Here is a 19728-nt window from a genome sequence, read left to right on the forward strand (position 1 = left end):
GTTGCGGGTACTGTTGATCAAGACCTCTTCCCTGGGTGACGTGATTCACGCCTTGCCGGCCGTCACCGATGCCGCGCGGGCGATCCCGGGGATCAAGTTCGACTGGGTGGTGGAAGAGGGTTTCGCCGAAATTCCCACCTGGCACCCGGCTGTGGGCAAGGTGATCCCGGTGGCGATCCGCCGTTGGCGCAAGAATATCTGGCAGACCATCAAGAGCGGCGAGTGGCGGCGCTTCAAGCAGAGCGTGCGCTCGACCAAGTACGACCTGGTGATCGATGCCCAGGGCCTGCTCAAGAGCGCCTGGCTGACCCGCTACGTGCGTGCGCCAGTGGCCGGGTTGGACAAGGACTCGGCCCGCGAACCGCTGGCTTCGCGCTTCTATTCCCGGCGCCTGGCGGTGGCCCGTGGACAGCATGCCGTGGAGCGGGTGCGCCAGCTGTTCGCCTTGGCCCTGGGTTATGACCTGCCCCAGGGGATGGGCGACTACGGCCTGGATGCCGAAAAGCTGGTGGAGCTGCCACGCAAGAATCCTTTCGTGCTGTTCCTGCATGGCACCACCTGGGACACCAAGCATTGGCCCGAGGCTTACTGGCGCGAGCTGGCCGAGCGCATGGGCATGCTCGGGGTCGAGGTCAAGTTGCCCTGGGGCAATGCCGCCGAGAAGGCCCGGGCCGAGCGTATCGCCAGCGGCCTGAAGAACGCCACGGTACTGCCCAGGCTGAACCTGGCCGGCGTGGCCCGGGTGCTGGTCGACGCCCAGGCCTGCGTCGCCGTGGATACCGGGCTGGGGCACCTTGCCGCCGCCCTGGATGTACCCACCATCTCGCTGTTCGGCCCGACCAATCCGGGGCTGACCGGTGCCTATGGCCGGGTGCAGATCCACCTGGGGAGCAACTTCCCCTGCGCCCCGTGCCTGCAGAAGCAGTGCACCTACCAGCCGACTGCCGTGGACCGGCAGCGGTTCGATCTCAAGCGCGAGTGGCCCCTGTGCTTTACCCGCCTCAACCCCGAGCGTGTCGCCAGCCGACTGAGCGCCTTGTTACTGGCTGAGGAGCCACGCTGATGCAATTGGCTTTTGTCCTTTATAAGTATTTTCCCTTTGGCGGCCTGCAGCGCGATTTCATGCGCATTGCCCTGGAGTGCCAGCGGCGCGGCCACCAGATTCGCGTCTACACCCTGATCTGGGAAGGTGACGTACCCCCTGGCTTCGAAGTGCTGGTGGCGCCGGTCAAGGCGCTGTTCAACCATCATCGCAACGAAAAACTCAGTGCCTGGATGGCGGCCGACCTGGCCAAGCGCCCGGTGGACCGGCTGGTGGGCTTCAACAAGATGCCCGGGCTGGATGTCTACTACGCGGCCGATGGCTGTTTCGAGGACAAGGCGCAGAACCTGCGGCACTCCCTGTACCGGCGCTGGGGTCGCTACCGGCATTTCGCCGAGTATGAGCGGGCGGTGTTCGCCAAGGATGCCAAGACCGAGATCCTGATGATCTCCGAAGTCCAGCAGCCGCTGTTCATCAAGCATTACGACACCCCGCTGTCGCGTTTCCACCTGCTGCCACCCGGCATTGCCCAGGACCGTCGGGCACCGGCCAACGCGGCCGAGATCCGTGCCGAGTTTCGCCGCGAGTTCGACCTTAAGGACGACGACCTGCTGCTGGTGCAGATCGGTTCCGGGTTCAAGACCAAGGGCGTGGATCGCAGCCTCAAGGCCCTGGCGGCCTTGCCTGCGGCGCTGAAGAAACGCACACGGCTATTTGTAATCGGCCAGGACGACCCCAAGGTATTCCAGGTGCAGAGCGCCGCCCTGGGGTTGAGTGACCAGGTGCAGTTCATGAAAGGGCGCAGCGATATCCCGCGTTTCCTGTTGGGCGCCGACCTGCTGATCCACCCGGCCTACAACGAAAATACCGGGACCGTGCTGCTGGAGGCCCTGGTAGCCGGCCTGCCGGTGCTGGTCAGCGCGGTTTGTGGTTATGCCCACTACATTGCCGAGGCCGAAAGCGGCCTGGTGCTGGATGAACCGCTGGAGCAGGCGCAGCTCAACCAATACCTCACCACCATGTTGACCGACGATGCTGCACGCGCGACCTGGAGCCGAAACGGCCTGGCGTTCGCCGAGACGGCCGACCTCTACAGCATGCCGCAGCACGCTGCGGATGTGATTCTGGCGGAGCAAGACCGATGAAGTTGATGCTTGCCGAGCCCTTCAAGAGCCTCTGGGCTGGACGCGATGCGTTCACCGCCGTCGAGGAGCTCAAGGGCCAGGTCTATCGCGAGCTGGAGGCGCGCCGTACCTTGCGTACGGAAGTCGCCGGCCGTGGGTATTTCGTGAAGATCCACCGGGGGATCGGCTGGGGCGAGATCGCCAAGAACCTGGTGACCGCCAAGCTGCCGGTGCTGGGTGCCGGTCAGGAATGGCTGGCCCTGGAGCGCCTGCACCAGGCCGGCGTGCCCACCATGACCGCCGTGGCCTATGGTGAGCGCGGTGCCAACCCGGCGAACCAGCATTCGTTCATCGTCACCGAGGAGCTGGCGCCGACCATCAGCCTCGAGGACTTCAGTATCGATTGGGTCAAGCAGCCGCCGGCGCCTGCGCTCAAGCGGGCGCTGATCGCCGAGGTGGCGCGCATGACCGGCACCATGCATCGCGCCGGGGTCAACCATCGTGACTGCTACATCTGCCACTTCCTGCTGCACACCGACCGGCCGATCACTCCGGGGACATTGAAGTTGTCGCTGATCGACCTGCACCGGGCCCAGACCCGCGCGAAGATCACCCAGCGCTGGCGTAACAAGGACCTGGCGGCCCTGTACTTCTCGGCCCTGGATATCGGCCTGACGCGCCGCGACAAGCTGCGCTTCCTCACGGGGTACTTCCAGCAACCGCTGCGGCGGATCCTCGCCGAGGAAGCGCCGCTGCTGGCCTGGCTCGAGGGCAAGGCCGAAAAACTCTACGCACGCAAGCAAAGGTACGGAGATGCGCTCTGATGGCTAGCTGGAACCTGGACCCTGCCTACCAGGCATTGGCACAAGATTTCGGCAGCCTGGAGGCGGTGTTCACCCTCGAGGGCGAACATCTGACCCGCGACCCGCTGTCCGATGTCGTGCGTGTCGAGCGTGATGGGGTCAACTATTACGTCAAGCGCTATACCGGTGCCGGCAAGAACCTGCGGCGCTACCTGGGCAAGCCCCGGGTCAAGTTCGAATGGCAGAACCTCAAGCGTTTCGCCAAGTGGGGCATTCCCACTGCCGAGGTGGTGGCCTGGGGCCTGGAGCGACGCTGCCTGGCCTATTCCAGGGGCGCGATGATCACCCGCGAGCTGCCGCGCACCGAAGACTTGTCGGTGCTGGCCGAGCGCAACGATCCCAAGCTCAAGGACCGGCGCTGGGTCGACGGGATCAGCCGCCAGCTGGCCGCCTATACCCGGATCATGCATGACCATCGCTTCACCCATAACGATTTGAAATGGCGCAACCTGCTGGTCGATGACCAGGACCGCCTGTACCTGATCGACTGTCCGAACGGCGATTTCTGGCGTGGGTTCTGGCTCAAGTACCGGATCACCAAGGACCTGGCCTGCCTGGACAAGGTGGCCAAGTACCATCTTTCCGCCACCCAGCGCTTGCGCTTCTACCTGCAGTATCGCCAGCGCGATCGCTTGAGTGCCTCCGACAAGGAGCGCATTCGCCACGTGGTGAGATTTTTCGAGGGACGTGAATGACTGATTTCCTGGCGTCCGAGGAGCGTGCGCTGCTGGAGCGCAACGGCCTTGGCACTTTCGATCATCTGTGGGCCAGGCAACTGGATGCGGTGGACGAACCCAATACCGGCCGTGGCGGCCATAGCAGTGTCTATCGCCTGGACGTGGAGGGGCATGGGTTCTACCTCAAGCGGCAAACCAACTACCTGACCCGGACCCTGCGCCATCCGTTCGGCGAGCCGAGCTTCTCCCGCGAGTTTCGCAATATCCGGCGCTACCAGGAGCTGGGTATCCCGGCCTTGCAGGCGGTGTTCTTCGGCATGCGCAAGGTCGCCGGCGAGACCCGGGCGATCCTCATGACCCGGGCCCTGGATGGTTGGGACGACCTGGATGCACTGCTGGCGCAATGGGCGCAGATGCCCGAGTCCCAGCGCCAGGCCGTGCTCGAGGCCTGTGGTCAATTGGCCCGGCAGCTGCACGGCCTGCGCCAGGTACATGGCTGCTTCTACCCCAAGCATATTTTCCTGCGCCCGGAAGGCGCGGGTTACCAGGCGCAACTGATCGACCTGGAGAAAACCCGGCCATTGCTGTTCGGCCAGCGCGATCGGGTCAAGGATCTCGAGCCCTTGTTGCGCCGGGCTTCGGTGTGGAGTGTCGAGGATGTGCGCTGCCTGTTGGCGGCCTACCTCGACCAGCCCCTGGACAGCTCCCTGCTGGACGCCTGGGTCGCTCGACTCAGTGCCCGCAGCAGCCACAAGGAATCTCGCTGATGCGTTTGTCCGAGCTGAAGCACGCAGGGCGCAATCCGGCCCTGCCCCTGAGCCTGGAGTTGGCGGACGCCGCCGGTGCGGCGCAGTTGCAGTTGTTGAGCCTGCTGCGCGTGCTGCCGGGGCAGCGTTATGTCGGTGCCGGGGTCTGGCGTGGGCGTATGGTGCTGGCCAAGTTGCTGGTCGGTCCCAAGGCGGCACGGCATTTCCAGCGGGAGCTGCAAGGTGTGCGCCTGCTGGCGGAGCAGGGGCTGACCACGCCATTGCTGCTGGCCGATGGCTTGCAGGAAGGCGAGGGCGGCTGGCTGCTCTTCGAGTTCCTGGAGGGTGCCCAGGGCCTGGGCGACGCCTGGAGCCAGGTGCAGGCCTTGCCAGTGCTGGCCGATGAGCAGGTCGAGGTGCTGGCCGAGGCGTTGGGGGCGATTGCCCGGTTGCATGCCAAGGGCCTGTGGCAGGAAGACCTGCACCTGGACAACCTGTTGCGCCACGATGGCCAGTTGTACTTGATCGATGGTGCGGGCATCTGCGTCGAAGAGGCGGGCAAGCCCCTGTCGCGGCAGAAAGTCCTGGAGAATCTCGGGGTGTTCTTCGCCCAGTTGCCCAAGAACCTCGAGCCCTTCACCGAGGAATTGCTGGTGCATTACCTGCTGGCCAATGCCGAGCATGCGCTGCCCCTGGAGGCATTGCAGAAGCAGGTGGACAAGGTGCGAGGCTGGCGCCTGCGGGATTTCCTGAGCAAGGTCGGCCGCGAGTGCACGCTGTTCAGCGTACATCGCGGACCCTTCGCCCTGAGGGCGATCCGGCGCGAGGAAGAGGCGGCGATGCTGCCGGTGTTGGAGCAGGCCGACGCCCTGCTGGACCAGGGGCATCTGTACAAGACCGGTGGCGCGGCCAGTGTCGGACGGATCGAGTCCGCGGGGCGCACCCTGGTGCTCAAGCGCTACAACATCAAGGGTTTCGCCCACTGGCTCAAGCGTTTCTGGCGTCCCAGCCGAGCCTGGCACTCATGGCGCGAAGGCAATCGCCTGGCCTTCCTCGGCATCGCCACGCCCAAGCCCCTGGCTGTGCTGGAGCGGCGCTTCCTCTGGCTGCGCCGGCGGGCCTACCTGGTGACCGAGCACCTGCCGGGGCCGGACATCATCGAGCGCTTCGCGCCGTTCGTCGACAGTGGCGAGGCACCTGAGCCGGAGCTGCGGGCCCTGGACCTGCTCTTCGCCAGTTTGCTGAGGGAGCGCATCAGCCATGGCGATCTGAAGGGCCATAACCTGTTCTGGCAGGAGGATCGCTGGTCCCTGATCGACCTGGATTCCATGCGCCAGCATTCCAGCGTGGGGAGTTTCGCTGCGGCTTATGCCCGCGATCGCGCACGTTTCATGCGCAACTGGCCTGAAAGCAGCAAGTTGTATCAAATGATTGATCAGCGTTTGCCCAAGGCTCCCAACACGCCTGAGGCCTGACCTGCGACCTGTGGTCGCTGCCATTGTCGCAGCAAGCCCTGGAGGGCCCTCCAGGGGCATGGCCGACGATGGCACGGGCGCGCCGAGCATCCCCCGGCTTGTGGTTTGTCGCTAGAGGCTTGCCCCTGCTTTTACGCTATAATCCCGCCCTTTCGTTGTTTCTCGCCCTCTTGCGAGCACACTTTCTTTTCAAGGCGCTTTGCGCCCGCATGCAGACTAAACGAGGCTAGACCCCTGTGGCATTGACGATTCTTGGCCTGTCCGGCGCCCTTAGCCATGATCCTTCGGCAGCCCTGTACATCGACGGCAAGCTGATTGCCGCTGCTGAAGAAGAGCGTTTCGTGCGCGACAAGCATGCAAAGAACCGCATGCCCTACGAGTCGGCGAAGTTCTGCCTGGAGCAGGCCGGGATCAAGCCTTCCGACGTCGATGTGGTAGCGATTCCATTCGCCCCGATCAGCCTGTTCGGCAAGGCGCGCTGGCACTACGCCAAGCGTTACTGGTATGCCCCGGACCGTGCCCTGGACGCGATCCTGATGGGCAACCGTCGCTACAAGCGCTATCGCAAGAAGATCGTCTGGTGCCTGGAACAACTGGGCTTCGATCCGAAGAAGATCAAGATCGAACCGGTCGAGCACCACCTGGCCCACGCTTCCAGCGCCTACCACTGTTCCGGCTTCAAGGAGAAGACCGCGATCCTCGGGATCGACGGCAAGGGCGAGTACGCCACCACCTTCTTCGGTTATGGCGAGAACGGCAAGATCCACAAGATCAAGGAATTCTACGACCCGGACTCCCTGGGCGGCCTGTACGGCGCGATCACCGAGTTCCTCGGCTTCGAGATGCTCGACGGCGAGTTCAAGGTCATGGGCATGGCGCCTTACGGCGATGCCAGCAAATACGACTTCTCGCGCCTGGCCAGCTTTGAAAACGGCGAGTTGGTGATCAACACCGACTACGCCAACGTCATCGGCCTGCGTCGCTATAAAGAGAAGGGCAAGGGTTTCTACTTCTCGCCGAAGCTGATCGAGTGGCTGGGTCCCAAGCGCGAAGGCGATATCGCCGACGAGCCGTACATCCACTACGCCGCCAGCATGCAGGCACTGTTCGAGAAGCTGGCCCTGCAGATGATCGACCATTACCTGGGCGACACCCTGAAGGAAACCGGCAAGCTGGCCTTCGCCGGCGGCTGTGCGCTGAACGTCAAGCTGAACCAGAAGATCATCGCCCGTGCGGACGTGAAGGAACTGTTCGTCCAGCCGGCCTCCGGCGACGCCGGTACCGCAGTCGGTGCCGCGGCCTACGTCTCCCACGCCCGTGGCGTACCGGTGGAGAAGATGGAGCACGTCTACCTCGGCCCGGCGTACTCCAACGAAGACGTGATCGCTGCCTGTGCCCGGCACCCGAACCAGCCGGCCTGGCGCCAGATCGACAACACCCCCGAGCGCATCGCCAAGATCATGGTCGATGGCAACCCGGTGGCCTGGTTCCAGGGCCGCATGGAGTTCGGCCCGCGCGCCCTGGGCGGCCGTTCGATCATCGGTTGCCCAAGCGCCTCGGGCGTGGCCGACCGGATCAACGAGCAGATCAAGTTCCGCGAGCGCTGGAGGCCTTTCTGCCCGTCGATGCTCGACACTGTCGCTCCGCAAATGATCAAGGTCGACCATCCGGCACCGTTCATGACCTTCACCTTCGAAGTGGCTGAAGAGTGGAAGACCCGGGTGCCGGAAGTGGTCCACGAAGACGGCACGTCCCGGGCCCAGGTGCTCAAGCGCGAATACAACCCGCGCTACTACGACATGATGAAGGCTCTGGAAGTCCTGACTGGCAACGGTGTTTCGCTGAACACTTCGCTGAACCGCCGTGGCGAACCGATGATCTGCTCGCCGACCGACGCCTTGAACATGTTCTACGGGTCTGACCTGCAGTACCTGATCATGGAAGACATCCTGGTGGTCAAAGACGGCGTGGATCCTTATGACACGGTCGGCTGAACGCCATGTGCTGCAGTTCTGCCACGGCTATGACGGGCCGTTCCTGGACTGCGCGCGGCAATATGCCAACCTGTTCGCGGGCAGCGGCTATCGGGTGACCACGGTCTTTCTGACCGGGGTCGCCGATGCCGAAGTCGCCGCGGGTTGCGCGTCCGACGAAGTGCTGTTCATGGAGTACAGCTCCAAGGCCATTCGTGGCCTGAAGCTGGGCGCTATCCGTGACCTGCGCAAGATCGCCGCATCACGCAACTTCAGCTTCTGCATCGCCCATCGCTTCAAACCGATCTACATCGCCCTGCTGGGGACACGCCTGCCGGTGATCGGCGTCCACCATGCGTTCAGCGACTACAAGCGCGGCAGCCGCAAGCTGTTCGCCGGGCTGTTCGGCAAGCGCCTGAGCCTGCTCGGGGTCTCCGACGCGGTGCGCGACGATATGCGTGCCTGCCTGCCCAAGTGGCCGGCGCAGCGGATCCAGACCCTGTACAACCGGATCGACCTGGAGGCCTTGCAGGCCAGCCAGTTGAACCGGGCCGCAGCCCGTGCCGAACTGGGCCTGCCCGCCGATGCGTGGATCGTCGGTAACGTCGGGCGCCTGCATCCGGACAAGGACCAGGCCACCCTGTTGCGTGGTTTCGCCGCGGCAGTGCCGCAGCTACCCCAAGGCAGCCAGTTGGCGATCCTGGGTACCGGCCGCCTGGACAAGGACCTCAAGTCCCTGGCTCGCGAGCTGGGGATCGCCGATCGCGTGCTGTTCCTCGGCCAGGTCCCAGAGGCCCGGCGCTATTTCCGGGCGTTCGATGTATTCGCCCTGAGCTCCGACCACGAGCCTTTCGGCATGGTCCTGCTGGAGGCCATGGCCGCCGGCGTGCCCTTGCTGGCCACCGCGTGCGGCGGGGCCAAGGAAGTAGTCGAGGGTGTGGGCATCCTGTTTCCCCTGGGGGATGTCGAACACCTGTCCCAGGGTCTGCAGCACCTGGCGGCGATGGACGAACACCAGCGCCGGGTCTGCGCCGAGTTGATGCTCGATCGCTTGCGCGAGCGTTTCTCCGATCGGGCCGTACGCGACGTATTCTGGCGCTTGCCACAAGTCACCGAACTGACCGCGAGGGGCTGATGCTCAATCGATTCCAAGGCTGGCGCGAACGCGGCTGGTCAGTCATTGACGCATCGACCTATGCCCAGGCCTGGCAGCGTTTTGGTGGCAGCGTGGCAACCCATCCACTGGTGGTCGAGCAACTGGCGGACCTGGCGCAGATTCCCGTGCGTTACCTAGCCTGGGAGCGTGACGGCCAGCTACAGGCGGCCATCGCTACCTGGGGCCGGGACCTGGCACTGTCCAAGGATGTGCTCAAGCGCGCGGGCAAGAAAGGACTGTTCGATATCGGCAATGCCGAGCTGATCTTGCCGGCAGCGGCGGACGCCGAGGCTCGGTTGCGTCATCGTGGCCGCTACCTTTCGGCCCTCAACGAGGGGCGTTTCGCCGGCCTGCGGCCCCAGGCCGAGCAGTTGGCCATGGCTCGCACCCCGGAAGAACTGTCGAAGAAGTTCCGCTACAACCAGCGCCGTGAACTGCGCTTGCTGGAGGAGGCGGGCGGCGTGGTGCGTCCGGTGAGCGAGTTCAGCAGCGCTGAACTGGCGGCTATCTACTGCGATCTGTTCCAGCGGCGCTGGGGATTCGCCGCCACCGGTGCCGAACGCATGGCCGAGGTGCTGGAGCGTCTGCGCGAGCTGCTGATCGGCTCGGTGATCTTCCTCAACGATGCGCCGATTGCCGTGCAGTTGATCTACCGGGTCGAAGCCCCGCAGTGGATCAGCGTCGAGTACGTGAATGGTGGTGTCGACCCCGAAACCCGGGAGTTCAGTCCAGGCAGCGTGTTGAGTTTCCTCAATACCCAGAGCGCCTGGGAACAGGCTCGGGCGCTGGACAAGCCGCTACGGTTTTCCTTCGGTCGTGCCGACCGTGAATACAAGGATCGTTGGTGCAATCCTGTGCCGGTTTTCCAGGTGTGAGTCAGCCCATGAGCCGCAAGCAGCAACTGCTCAAGCGCCACCGGCGCAATAAACGAATCGCCTTGCTGATCGGCCTGGTGCTGTTGCTGCTGGCTGGCGTCCTGGTGGCCTGGTGGTTGCCGTTGTTGCTGGCGGTGGCTGCCTGGCTGGCCCATGAGGCCTGGTTCGCCGACCACCTGTTCTACTCACCCAAGGATGACTATCTCTACGATTTCGGCGATCAGGCCCGGCAGATCCCTGTACGCCTGGACTCCGGACGCCTGGTGCCGGAGTCGCCGCTGGAGCTGGCTCCTGGCGAAACCCTGGTCCTCGGGGTGCAGGTCAAGAGTTCCTGGCTGGGTCGGTTCTTCGATCCGGTCATCGAGGTCGCGGGTGGCCAGGGCCTCGATCGCCAAGGCTTCGAGCGCGGGGTCGATGGCTTGCGCTATCTCAACCTGAGCGGCTTGGCCGATTCTTTGGCCAGTGGCGAGCTGCAGTTGCGCGGGCGTCACTGTCGAATCCGTATCCAGCCGCAGTTGTTGGCTTGGCGTGATCCCGACTATCGCTGCCAGCGGGTCATGGTTGTCGCTCCCCATGCCGACGATGCCGAGCTGGCGGCGTTCGGCCTGTACAGCCAGGCGGACGAAGCCTGGATCGTGACCCTGACGGCAGGGGAGATCGAGGCCGAGCACTATCAGGCCATGGGCCTGGAGCCATCGGCAGCGGCGCGGCTCAAGGGACGCCTGCGGGCTTGGGACAGTATCGCCGTGCCTCGCTGGGCCGGGGTTCCCGAGGCCCATTGCGTGCAATTGGGATACTTCTGCCTGCAACTTTCCGCGATGCAGGCGGCTCCAGAGCAGCCAGTGGCTTCCCGCGAGGCGCAACTGAGCGATATCCGCCTGTTCCGCCAGTTCAATCCGTTCCCGTTGCCTGCCGATCGCGATGGCTTGCCGACCTGGAACAATCTGCTGGCCGACCTGCGCGAGTTGCTGCTCAAGGCCCGTCCCGAAGTCATAGTGCTGCCCCATCCTTCGCTGGATCCGCACCCCGACCATATCTGCGCCCAGGCGGCGGTGATGCAGGCGCTGGAGGGGCTGGAGTGGCAGCCGGTCACCGTGCTCGGCTATGCCAATCACCTGCACGACAATGATCGCTGGCCGATGGGCGACTCGGGGGCTGGTATCGCCTTGCCGCCGGTGTTCGATTCGAGCAGCGTGCTACGGCCCTGGTGCCTGGCGCTTTCCCAGGCCGAGCAGTATGACAAGGCCATGGCCCTGGGCATGATGCATGACCTGCAACCGAGAATGCCGCTCAAGCGGCGCCTGCGCAGGTCGATACAACGTCTCATGGCCGGCAGGGTGCCTTCGGCCTTGGGCGAGAACGAGTTTTTCCGCAAGGCGGTCAGGCGGCATGAGCTGTTCTGGCTGTTGCGGCAGCGATAAACAGACATAACCATAGGGGCGCTTTACAGCCCGAATCGACAGTGAGTCCTTTGTGATCAATCCTCGCCCGCGAATCTTGTTCCTCATGCCCTACTTTGGGCGCTGGCCTTTCTGGATGCCGTTTTTCCTGGAGAGCTGCCGACGCAATCCGGATATCGACTGGCTGTTCTTCAGCGACTGCGGGGTCCCGGACAATCTGCCGCCGAATGTCAGGCATGAAAGCATGAGCTTCGCTGACTACTGCGCGCTGGTGTCCCAGCGCCTGGGCATCGATTTCGCGCCCAAGGCTGCCTACAAGATCTGTGATATCCGACCGGCATTCGGGCTCATCCATGCTGACCGACTGGAAGGCTACGATTTCTGGGGCTTTGGCGATATCGACCTGGTCTATGGCGATCTGCGGGCCTATTTCACGGCAGAGCGCCTGGCCAAGCACGACCTGTTCTCCACCCACGAGCGACGGGTCGCCGGGCACTTGTGCCTGGTTCGCAACAATGCCCGCCAGCGTGAGCTGTTCCGCAAGATCAAGAACTGGCAGGAGCGCTTTGTCGATCAGCAGCATCATGCCCTGGACGAGGGAGCATTCACGCGGATCTTCCTCTGGCGCAAGAACTTCCCTGAGCCGTTGTTCAAGCTGGTGGGCAAGTTCAACCCGGAGCGTCGTCGCAGCGAGTTCACCGAGGCGTTCAGCACCCCGGGCGGAGTCATCAAGTGGCATGACGGCAGCCGCGACTTCCCGACATGCTGGTATTGGAAGGATGGGCGCCTGACCAACGATCGCGATGGCGCTCGTACCTTTCCTTATTTTCACTTCGTGTGCTGGAAGCGCAACGAATGGTCGGAGCTGCCGGAACCTGGTGCACAGGCGGTCCAGGCCCTGGCCAGCGAGTCGTCCTGGCTCATCGATGCCACAGGTTTCCACCGGGGATAGTTATGAGCCAGCGCTTCAAGGTCCTGCAATTGCAGCCGGACTACAACGTCAAATCCCATGATTTTGCCGACCTGGCCGAACAGATCGTCAAGGCCTTGCCCGGCGAGCGTTATGAGGTCACCGCGGCGTTCCTGCGTGGCCGCCCCGGGCCAAACGACCCGGTGAGCCGGGCCGACCACTCGGTGTATTTCGAGTTTTCCGACAAGTCCCTCAAGGGTATGCGCCTGCGGGCCATGTGGCGGTTGTACCAGTTCTGCCGCAAGGAAAAGTTCGATGTGGTGATCTGCAACCGCTTCAAGCCGGTGAACATGATGCTGGCGCTCAACCGCTGGCTGAAGGTGCCGTTGTGCATCGGCATTTCCCACGGTTTCGGCGAGTACGATCGGTTCTACCGGCGGCGCCAGACCCAGCGCCTGATCGATCGGCACTGGCGCTTCGTCGGCGTATCGCCAGCGGTCAAGCAGTACCTTCTCGATTGCCAGTGCGGCTTTACCGACCAGAACACCTGGGCCATCACCAACGCCATCGATATCGAGCAGGCCGAGGCTCTGCAGCATTCCCGCGAGCGCTCCCGGGAGTTGCTGGGGCTGGACCCGGCAGTACGCCTGGTCGGCGCCTTGGGGCGGCTGGTGCCAGTCAAGGGGCATACCTACCTGTTGCAGGCTTTCGCCCAGCTCAAGGACAAATATCCACAGACCCAGTTGGCGATCATCGGCGCCGGCCGCGAGGAAGCCAGCCTGCGCGCGGAGATCCAGCGCCTGGGCCTGGAGGGTCGTGCCCACCTGCTGGGCTTCAAGGAAAATGCCTTGCAATACGTGCGGGCCTTCGACATCTGGACCATGCCATCGTTGGCCGAAGGTCTCGGCCTGGCCTTGCTGGAGGGCATGAGCGGGCGGCTGCCGGTGATCGCCTCCAATGTGCCGGCCATGTTGCCCTTGATCGAAGGGGCCGGCGGCCTGGCGGTGGAGCCGGCCAATGTACCGTCGCTGGTGGCGGCGCTGGATGCCTACCTGGGACTTTCCGACGAGGAACTGGTCGCCAAGGGGCAGCAAGCCTATCGTTATTTGCAGAAAGAACATGATATCGAGGTCTTCCGCGCGCAATACCTGCAGTTGATCGACTCGGGTTTGAATCAGGCGGGCAAGAGGCAGTAATGACAGACCAGCAACCTGTGGTGACGGTGATCATCGCCTCGTACAACCATGCGCCCTATATAGAACAGAGCATCCTCAGTGTCATCGAGCAGACTTACCCGAACATTGAGTTGCTGGTGGTGGACGATGGTTCCAAGGACGACAGCGTCCAGCGCATCCAGCGTCTGCAAGAGCAACACGGCTTCGACTTCCGAGTCCAGCAGAACCAGGGGTTGACCAACACACTCAATGGCGCGATAGCCCGGGCCCGGGGCAGTTTGATCGTGCCGTTCGGCTCGGACGACATCATGGTGCCCGAGCGTATCGCCATTCAGGTGGCCTACATGGATGGCAAGCCTGAAGTGGGCATCTGTGCGGGCAACATCGAGCTGATCGACAGCGATGGCAACCTGTTCCCCGAGAAACGCCAGCGCCGTGACGTACCGTTCCGGCGCCTGGACTTCGAGGACATGTTTCTGGAGCGCAAGCCCTATCCGCCGGCGCCAACCTTGATGATTCGCCGCGAAGCGCTGGATAAGGTCGGTGGCTTCGATCCGAGCATCCGCCTCGAAGACCTGCTGATCGAGTTGAAGGTCACCCATGCCGGCTACTTCATCGATGGCCTGAACGTGGTGATGGCGCGCTATCGCAAGCACGCCACCAACTCCTACAAGAACCATCGGTTCATGATCGACAACATCCTGCGTACCTACGCCTTGTTCAGCGATCATCCGCTGTACGACGAGGTGCGCTACAAGGCCCTGAACTCGATGTTTCTCAAGGTCTCCAATCGGGACCGGGGGCTGGCGCGCGAGCTGCTGGCACAGATCCCGCTCAAGGCCTGGAACAAGAAGACCTGGCGCGGTCTGGGTCGGTTGCTCTTTGTCCCAGCGGAAAAGGACTGAGCACAAAAAAGACAGCCTTCGGGCTGTCTTTTTTTGTGCCTTGCCTGGAGGGTCGGTGGGTGGCCTAGGGCGCCTTGAGCAGCCCCTGGGCCTGGCCAGGTGAGGTCGACAGGGCATAGCCTGCTCGCAATGCATCCAGGTGTTCGTGGAACAGCCATTGGCTATCCTCGGCGTAGCGCTGCATATGGCGCAGGTTGCGCTGGCGCAGGGCAGCCCTCAGCGGGGAGGGGTAGACCCGCAGGTCGGCCAGATCGATCAGGCCGAACCCACCATCCTCCAGGACCAGCACGTTGGCCAGGTGCAAGGAACGGAAGTACACGCCACTTTCATGCAGGTCGGCCATGAATGCTCCGAAACGCTCGATCAGGGCAGCACGCTCCTCTGCGCTGTGGGCGTATTGCAGGCTCTGGCGCAGGGTCTGCCCTGGCAGCGGGCGATAGCGTACGGCGCCGCTACCGTCGGTCAGGCGGTACAAACCCATGATGGCCGGTGTGACGATGCCCAGTTCACGCAGTCGCTCGCTGTTGCTGGCAAAGCGTTCCGAATAGGGGTTGAACCCCCCTGAGGTGTACCAGCGACGGGGGCGGAACAGCTTGAGGAAGCTGCCATCCTCCAGGCGCAGGACCTTGGGCCCAAGACCATCGGACTCGATCACATGGGCATTGGTGGTGAGCTGTTCGCTGCTGGCCGGGGTCAGTACCTGGCTTGCCAGGGGCGGCGAGCGCCGGGCCCGGTGGGCAATGCACAGGGCAGCGATCAGGGCCAGGGGGATCCATAGCAGGAACCAGTGCTCCCTGGGGCGCGAGATGATCCCGCCGCCTTCGGTGAGGCCGGCGCCGATACCGAACATCAGCCAGGTCGACGCCAGGATCAGCAGTGGGGCGCTGCGCAACTGCCAGCTCTTGAACAAGGCCCAGCCCTGCATGAACAGCCAGGGCAGCAAGCCGATGAGGCCCACGTAGTACAGCACGCCGAGGGCGAAGTTATGGGGTTCGGCCAGGATGTAGCCGATATTGACATCCACGCTCAGCTCGGCGTTGTAGCCATGGCCGATCCAGGGATGGTTGGCGATATAGCCCAGTACCAGCGTCCAGATTTCAAAACGATAGGAGTTACCGCGCTCTCCCAGCATATGCGAGAACAGGATCAGCACCGTGGTACCGCCAACCAGCATCGCTGCGAGCAGCAGCAGCGAGCGGCGGTTCCAGCAGACGAAGCAGATCCATGCTGTTGCCAGCGTCAGGGCCACCAGCGGGGTTCGCGAGCCGGTGGCGATGACCGTGGCGAACATGATGAGCATCGCCGGGACGCTCAGGAACAAGAGCCGCATGCGTTGGCAGGTCATGCTCAGCCATAGCCAGTACACGAGGAAGAAGCCGAAGACATGGGAGCTCAACAGCGGATTGTCGAAGGCCCCGCTACCTATCATGCGTGTTCCGGGTACATAGACCTTGCTGAACAGGTACAGATTGAGGACCGAAGCCAGCAAGGCGATGACGGCTGCGCAGAACAGCAGGGGCTGCAGGACGTCCCGCCGATAGCTGACCAGTAGGCTGCAGCCGGCGAAGAGCATGAGCAGGTGCATTGGCGTCTTGAACTCGCCGGCCACGCTATCGACCGGTGGGCTCCAGGCCAGGCTGACCAGTGCCCAGCCACAGAACAGCGCCACGGCGATGAATATTGGTTCGCGCACCAGGTTCTTCAACTCGCCCGGCCGCAGGCACAGTGCAATCAGGGTCGGGATGCTGAACAGCCCGTAGTACAGCTTGTGCAACACGCTGCGACCAGGGATGAAGAACAGTGCGCAAAGCAGCAGCAGATACCCGAGGGGCAAGATCCACAGGCAAATGAAATCGAATACTCGATTGGACGTAATGCGAAGAGCATTGAGTTGCATGCTTAGACGTTCATCCCAGAAATTAAGTGCGGCATCATAACGGCTAATGTCCGATGGTGTCGTTTGTCTGTTGAAGGCCGGGGTGGCCGGCGGTTCTCGGAGCGTAATGCAAGCTGTGCTAAAGTCTCCCTCCTTTATTAACGACGTTCGCGTGATATGACCGATTCCAGTCCTGGCGCAAGCCCTTCAAGCTTGAAAATCTATTTCCGCCTGCTCGGCTATGTACGGCCCTACATTGGTCTGTTCCTCATCAGCATCATCGGGTTTTTGATCTTCGCCTCGACCCAGCCGATGCTCGGCTACATCCTGAAGTATTTCGTCGATGGGTTGTCCAATCCCCAGGCCGTGCTGTTCCCCAGCGTGCCCTACCTGCGTGACATGCAACTGCTGCAGGCGGTGCCACTGCTGATCGTGCTGATCGCCGCCTGGCAAGGGCTGGGTTCGTACCTGGGCAACTACTTCCTGGCCAAGGTTTCCCTGGGGCTGGTGCATGACCTGCGGGTCGAGTTGTTCAATAACCTGCTGATCCTGCCCAACCGCTACTTCGACAAGCACAACTCCGGGCATTTGATCTCGCGCATCACCTTCAACGTGACCATGGTCACGGGGGCGGCGACGGATGCGATCAAGGTGGTGATCCGTGAAGGCATGACGGTGGTGTTCCTGTTCGCTTCGCTGCTTTGGATGAACTGGTTGCTGACCCTGGTGATGATCGCCATCTTGCCGCTGATCGCCATCATGGTGCGCACCGCCAGCAAGAAATTCCGCAAGCAGAGCAAAAAGATCCAGGTGGCCATGGGCGATGTGACCCATGTGGCATCGGAAACCATCCAGGGCTATCGCGTGGTGCGCAGCTTCGGCGGCGAGACCTACGAGCAGCAGCGTTTCCTCGCGGCCAGCCAGGGCAACACCGACAAGCAACTGCGCATGACCCGCACCGGAGCGATCTACACCCCGCTGCTGCAACTGGTGATCTACAGCGCCATGGCGATCCTGATGTTCCTGGTCCTGTACCTGCGTGGCGATGCCTCGGCCGGTGAGATGGTCGCCTACATCACCATGGCAGGCTTGCTGCCCAAACCGATCCGCCAGCTCTCCGAAGTCAGCTCCACGATCCAGCGTGGTGTCGCCGGTGCGGAAAGCATCTTCGAGCAACTGGACGTCGAGCCGGAAGTCGACCACGGCACCGTCGAGCACGCCAGCATCAGCGGGCACCTGGAAGTTCGCAACCTGAGCTTTACCTACCCGGGAACCGAGCGTCAGGTGCTCGACGACATCAGCTTCAGCGTGGAGCCCGGGAAGATGGTGGCATTGGTTGGGCGTTCCGGCAGTGGCAAGTCGACCCTGGCCAACCTGATCCCGCGGTTCTATCACCATGACAAGGGCCAGATTCTCCTGGATGGCACCGAGATCGAGGAGTACCGCCTGCTGAACCTGCGCCGTCATATCGCCCAGGTCACCCAGCACGTAACGCTGTTCAGCGACAGCGTGGCCAACAACATCGCCTATGGCGACCTGGCGGGAGCGCCCCGGGCGGATATCGAAAAGGCCGCCGCCGACGCCTATGCCATGGACTTCATCTCCCAGCTCCCGGAAGGCCTGGATACCCAGGTCGGAGAGAACGGCGTGCTGCTTTCCGGTGGTCAGCGCCAGCGGCTGGCGATTGCCCGGGCGCTGCTCAAGAACGCGCCGCTGCTGATCCTCGATGAGGCCACCTCGGCCCTGGACACCGAGTCCGAGCGACATATCCAGGCGGCGCTGGACAAGGTCATGAAAGGGCGTACGACCCTGGTGATCGCCCACCGCCTGTCGACCATCGAGAAAGCCGACCTGATCCTGGTCATGGACCAGGGACGCATCGTCGAGCGTGGTACCCACGCCGAGTTGCTGGCAAAGAACGGCTACTACTCCAGGCTGCATGCCATGGGCCAGGAAGAACCCGCGCCTAGCGGAATCGCCTGATCCGCTCCGGGGGTGGCTCGCGTCGCCCCCGTCCCCTCGCCAGGTGACTAGCACTTTGGCAGCATTTGTAGCGTCTCCCTTACAGTCTTGACCAAGGCTAAATAATTTCGCGTTTGCCGCTTGTTATGGTTCCGCCCTGAATCTTCGAACAGATCGGGAAGGTCAACCTTCTCGTATGAGAGGCGGAATGTTGCAGCGCTTTGTGTGGAAGTTATTGCCCAAGACCCAGCGACATTTCCTGCTTGGGCGCTTGTCGGTGGTGGACCGTCAGGTAGTGAACAAGTCCATGTCCGCCAATGTGTGTTTCCCTGCCCAGTTCTCCCGCCGTTCCTGTTTGTTCATCCACGTTCCCAAGTGCGCCGGAAGCAGCATCTGTTCAGCCCTGTTCGATGGCTGGATGCCCGGTCACTTGCCGTTGTACTGGTACGAGCACCAGTTCCCCAGGATGTATGCCAGCAGCTTCAAGTTCGCCTTCGTCCGCGACCCCTTGGAGCGTGCCTATTCGGCCTACGCCTTCCTGCGTGGCAACTCGCTGGGGCGTCGGGACCGGGCGGCCCAGGAGCTGGTCGCGCACTACCGCGACTTCGATGACTTCATCGGTCGCTGGCTGCACCCGGAAACCATCACCCGGCAGATGCACTTCGCTGCCCAGAGCGATTTCCTGGTGGACTCCCTGGGGCGCATGTCCCTGGACTTCATCGGCTACCAGGAGCATTTGCAACGGGATTTCCAGCTGTTGTGCGAGCGGTTGGGTATCCAGGCGCAACTGCCCCATGTCAACGGAACCGTGCACCGTCATAGCACTCCCGTCCGGGAGTTGTGTTCGGTCCGCACCCGAAGGTTGGTACGTCGGGTCTATCAACGTGACTACGAGATGCTCGGTTATGAATGAACCTGCCAGCATGTCTTTGCAGCAACCGCAGATCCGTCCCTACAACCTGACACTGTCGGCCGCTGCCCGGGCCGAACTCAAGCACCAGCAGCCCCGCTGCCTGTGGTTGACCGGCCTATCCGGAGCCGGCAAGTCGACCCTGGCCAACCTGCTGGAGCTGCGGCTAAACGAACTGGGCATGCATACCTTCGTCCTTGATGGCGACAATGTACGCAGTGGCCTGTGCCGGGATCTGGGAATGGGTGTCGAGGCGCGCAAGGAAAATATTCGGCGCATGGCCGAGGTGGCACGGCTGATGGTGGAGGCCGGGCTGGTGGTGATCGTCGCGGCGATCTCGCCGTTTCGCGCCGAGCGCGATGCCGCTCGGGCGCTGTTCGCCCCCGGGCAGTTCCTGGAAGTTCATGTGAGCACGCCATTCGATGCCTGTGCTCTGCGCGATCCCAAGGGCCTTTACCGGGCCGCGCGGGAAGGACGGATCAAGGACTTCACCGGGCTCGACAGTCCCTATGAGGAGCCGCTCGAAGCCGATTGCCGGATCGATACCGCAAGCATGGCGTTGCCCGAGGCGATCCGTTGCCTGCTGCAGCTTTTGCAGCGCAAATGAGCAAGGTCAATTCTTCGTCGGAGCCACGCAAGCCATAGAACTAGGCGGCGCC

General features: G+C 62.9%; 17 protein-coding genes. 16 read left to right on the forward strand and 1 reads right to left on the reverse strand.

The annotated features are described in order from the left end of the window. Nucleotide 1: 1 nt before the first annotated feature. From waaC to GDH07_RS23825, 13 genes are all read left to right on the forward strand, one after another. Complete coding sequence (gene waaC, locus GDH07_RS23765) at nucleotides 2-1063, forward strand: lipopolysaccharide heptosyltransferase I (RefSeq protein ID WP_103325736.1); 1062 nt, start codon at nucleotides 2-4, stop codon at nucleotides 1061-1063. After that, entirely contained in the window at nucleotides 1063-2187 is a 1125-nt protein-coding gene (locus tag GDH07_RS23770; protein WP_152899081.1) for a glycosyltransferase family 4 protein, read from the forward strand. The genes waaC and GDH07_RS23770 overlap by 1 nt, the downstream gene beginning before the upstream one ends. Continuing rightward, entirely contained in the window at nucleotides 2184-2990 is an 807-nt protein-coding gene (gene rfaP / locus GDH07_RS23775) for a lipopolysaccharide core heptose(I) kinase RfaP (protein WP_152899082.1), read from the forward strand. The genes GDH07_RS23770 and rfaP overlap by 4 nt, the downstream gene beginning before the upstream one ends. Beyond that, nucleotides 2990-3724, forward strand: coding sequence for a lipopolysaccharide kinase InaA family protein (locus GDH07_RS23780; RefSeq protein ID WP_022641022.1), 735 nt, complete (start codon nucleotides 2990-2992; stop codon nucleotides 3722-3724). Before rfaP ends, GDH07_RS23780 begins: the two co-directional genes overlap by 1 nt. After that, nucleotides 3721-4473, forward strand: a complete 753-nt coding sequence (locus tag GDH07_RS23785; protein ID WP_152899083.1) for a lipopolysaccharide kinase InaA family protein — start codon at nucleotides 3721-3723, stop codon at nucleotides 4471-4473. The genes GDH07_RS23780 and GDH07_RS23785 overlap by 4 nt, the downstream gene beginning before the upstream one ends. Further along, the gene (locus GDH07_RS23790; protein ID WP_152899084.1) at nucleotides 4473-5927 is read left to right on the forward strand and encodes a lipopolysaccharide kinase InaA family protein; all 1455 of its coding nucleotides are present in this window, start codon (nucleotides 4473-4475) and stop codon (nucleotides 5925-5927) included. Before GDH07_RS23785 ends, GDH07_RS23790 begins: the two co-directional genes overlap by 1 nt. 236 nt (nucleotides 5928-6163) lie before the next feature. Continuing rightward, the gene (locus GDH07_RS23795) at nucleotides 6164-7921 is read left to right on the forward strand and encodes a carbamoyltransferase family protein (RefSeq protein ID WP_343038326.1); all 1758 of its coding nucleotides are present in this window, start codon (nucleotides 6164-6166) and stop codon (nucleotides 7919-7921) included. Next, nucleotides 7905-9035 (forward strand): glycosyltransferase, encoded by a 1131-nt coding sequence (locus GDH07_RS23800; RefSeq protein WP_152899085.1) that lies wholly within the window; start codon nucleotides 7905-7907, stop codon nucleotides 9033-9035. Before GDH07_RS23795 ends, GDH07_RS23800 begins: the two co-directional genes overlap by 17 nt. Further along, nucleotides 9035-9931 carry an antimicrobial resistance protein Mig-14 gene (locus GDH07_RS23805; protein ID WP_152899086.1) on the forward strand — a complete coding sequence of 299 codons (897 nt, stop codon included), beginning with the start codon at nucleotides 9035-9037 and terminating at the stop codon, nucleotides 9929-9931. Before GDH07_RS23800 ends, GDH07_RS23805 begins: the two co-directional genes overlap by 1 nt. A gap of 8 nt (nucleotides 9932-9939) precedes the next feature. Continuing rightward, nucleotides 9940-11352, forward strand: a complete 1413-nt coding sequence (locus GDH07_RS23810) for a PIG-L deacetylase family protein (protein ID WP_152899087.1) — start codon at nucleotides 9940-9942, stop codon at nucleotides 11350-11352. Nucleotides 11353-11404: 52 nt separating this feature from the next. After that, entirely contained in the window at nucleotides 11405-12283 is an 879-nt protein-coding gene (locus GDH07_RS23815) for a DUF6625 family protein (protein WP_343038327.1), read from the forward strand. Between the two features lie 2 nt (nucleotides 12284-12285). Beyond that, the gene (locus GDH07_RS23820) at nucleotides 12286-13437 is read left to right on the forward strand and encodes a glycosyltransferase (protein ID WP_152899088.1); all 1152 of its coding nucleotides are present in this window, start codon (nucleotides 12286-12288) and stop codon (nucleotides 13435-13437) included. Beyond that, nucleotides 13437-14321 (forward strand): glycosyltransferase, encoded by an 885-nt coding sequence (locus GDH07_RS23825; RefSeq protein WP_152899089.1) that lies wholly within the window; start codon nucleotides 13437-13439, stop codon nucleotides 14319-14321. The genes GDH07_RS23820 and GDH07_RS23825 overlap by 1 nt, the downstream gene beginning before the upstream one ends. 64 nt (nucleotides 14322-14385) lie before the next feature. On the opposite strand, the gene GDH07_RS23830 is transcribed toward GDH07_RS23825, so the two are convergent. Further along, nucleotides 14386-16218 (reverse strand): bifunctional O-antigen ligase/aminoglycoside phosphotransferase family protein, encoded by a 1833-nt coding sequence (locus GDH07_RS23830; RefSeq protein ID WP_152899090.1) that lies wholly within the window; start codon nucleotides 16216-16218, stop codon nucleotides 14386-14388. 156 nt (nucleotides 16219-16374) lie between these two features. Here GDH07_RS23830 and msbA point away from each other — a divergent pair, with 156 nt between their 5' ends. From msbA to cysC, 3 genes are all read left to right on the forward strand, one after another. Next, complete coding sequence (msbA, locus tag GDH07_RS23835) at nucleotides 16375-18180, forward strand: lipid A export permease/ATP-binding protein MsbA (RefSeq protein WP_152899091.1); 1806 nt, start codon at nucleotides 16375-16377, stop codon at nucleotides 18178-18180. A gap of 187 nt (nucleotides 18181-18367) precedes the next feature. Next, a complete protein-coding gene (locus GDH07_RS23840) occupies nucleotides 18368-19072 on the forward strand; it encodes a sulfotransferase family 2 domain-containing protein (RefSeq protein ID WP_152899092.1) in 705 nt (234 codons plus the stop codon). Next, nucleotides 19065-19676 carry an adenylyl-sulfate kinase gene (cysC, locus tag GDH07_RS23845; protein ID WP_152899093.1) on the forward strand — a complete coding sequence of 204 codons (612 nt, stop codon included), beginning with the start codon at nucleotides 19065-19067 and terminating at the stop codon, nucleotides 19674-19676. The genes GDH07_RS23840 and cysC overlap by 8 nt, the downstream gene beginning before the upstream one ends. Nucleotides 19677-19728 lie beyond the last annotated feature (52 nt).

The sequence above is a fragment of the Pseudomonas piscis genome (assembly GCF_009380155.1).
GTDB classification, from domain to species: Bacteria; Pseudomonadota; Gammaproteobacteria; order Pseudomonadales; family Pseudomonadaceae; genus Aquipseudomonas; species Aquipseudomonas piscis.

Bases quoted from the DNA above. Each gene is read 5' to 3' on its own strand.
- GDH07_RS23770 (WP_152899081.1), top strand. From the start codon at position 1,063: ATGCAATTGGCTTTTGTCCTTTATAAGTATTTTCCCTTTGGCGGCCTG.
- rfaP (WP_152899082.1), top strand. From the start codon at position 2,184: ATGAAGTTGATGCTTGCCGAGCCCTTCAAGAGCCTCTGGGCTGGACGC.
- GDH07_RS23780 (WP_022641022.1), top strand. From the start codon at position 2,990: ATGGCTAGCTGGAACCTGGACCCTGCCTACCAGGCATTGGCACAAGAT.
- GDH07_RS23785 (WP_152899083.1), top strand. From the start codon at position 3,721: ATGACTGATTTCCTGGCGTCCGAGGAGCGTGCGCTGCTGGAGCGCAAC.
- GDH07_RS23790 (WP_152899084.1), top strand. From the start codon at position 4,473: ATGCGTTTGTCCGAGCTGAAGCACGCAGGGCGCAATCCGGCCCTGCCC.
- GDH07_RS23800 (WP_152899085.1), top strand. From the start codon at position 7,905: ATGACACGGTCGGCTGAACGCCATGTGCTGCAGTTCTGCCACGGCTAT.
- GDH07_RS23805 (WP_152899086.1), top strand. From the start codon at position 9,035: ATGCTCAATCGATTCCAAGGCTGGCGCGAACGCGGCTGGTCAGTCATT.
- GDH07_RS23810 (WP_152899087.1), top strand. From the start codon at position 9,940: ATGAGCCGCAAGCAGCAACTGCTCAAGCGCCACCGGCGCAATAAACGA.
- GDH07_RS23820 (WP_152899088.1), top strand. From the start codon at position 12,286: ATGAGCCAGCGCTTCAAGGTCCTGCAATTGCAGCCGGACTACAACGTC.
- GDH07_RS23825 (WP_152899089.1), top strand. From the start codon at position 13,437: ATGACAGACCAGCAACCTGTGGTGACGGTGATCATCGCCTCGTACAAC.
- GDH07_RS23830 (WP_152899090.1), bottom strand. From the start codon at position 16,218: ATGCAACTCAATGCTCTTCGCATTACGTCCAATCGAGTATTCGATTTC.
- msbA (WP_152899091.1), top strand. From the start codon at position 16,375: ATGACCGATTCCAGTCCTGGCGCAAGCCCTTCAAGCTTGAAAATCTAT.
- GDH07_RS23840 (WP_152899092.1), top strand. From the start codon at position 18,368: ATGTTGCAGCGCTTTGTGTGGAAGTTATTGCCCAAGACCCAGCGACAT.
- cysC (WP_152899093.1), top strand. From the start codon at position 19,065: ATGAATGAACCTGCCAGCATGTCTTTGCAGCAACCGCAGATCCGTCCC.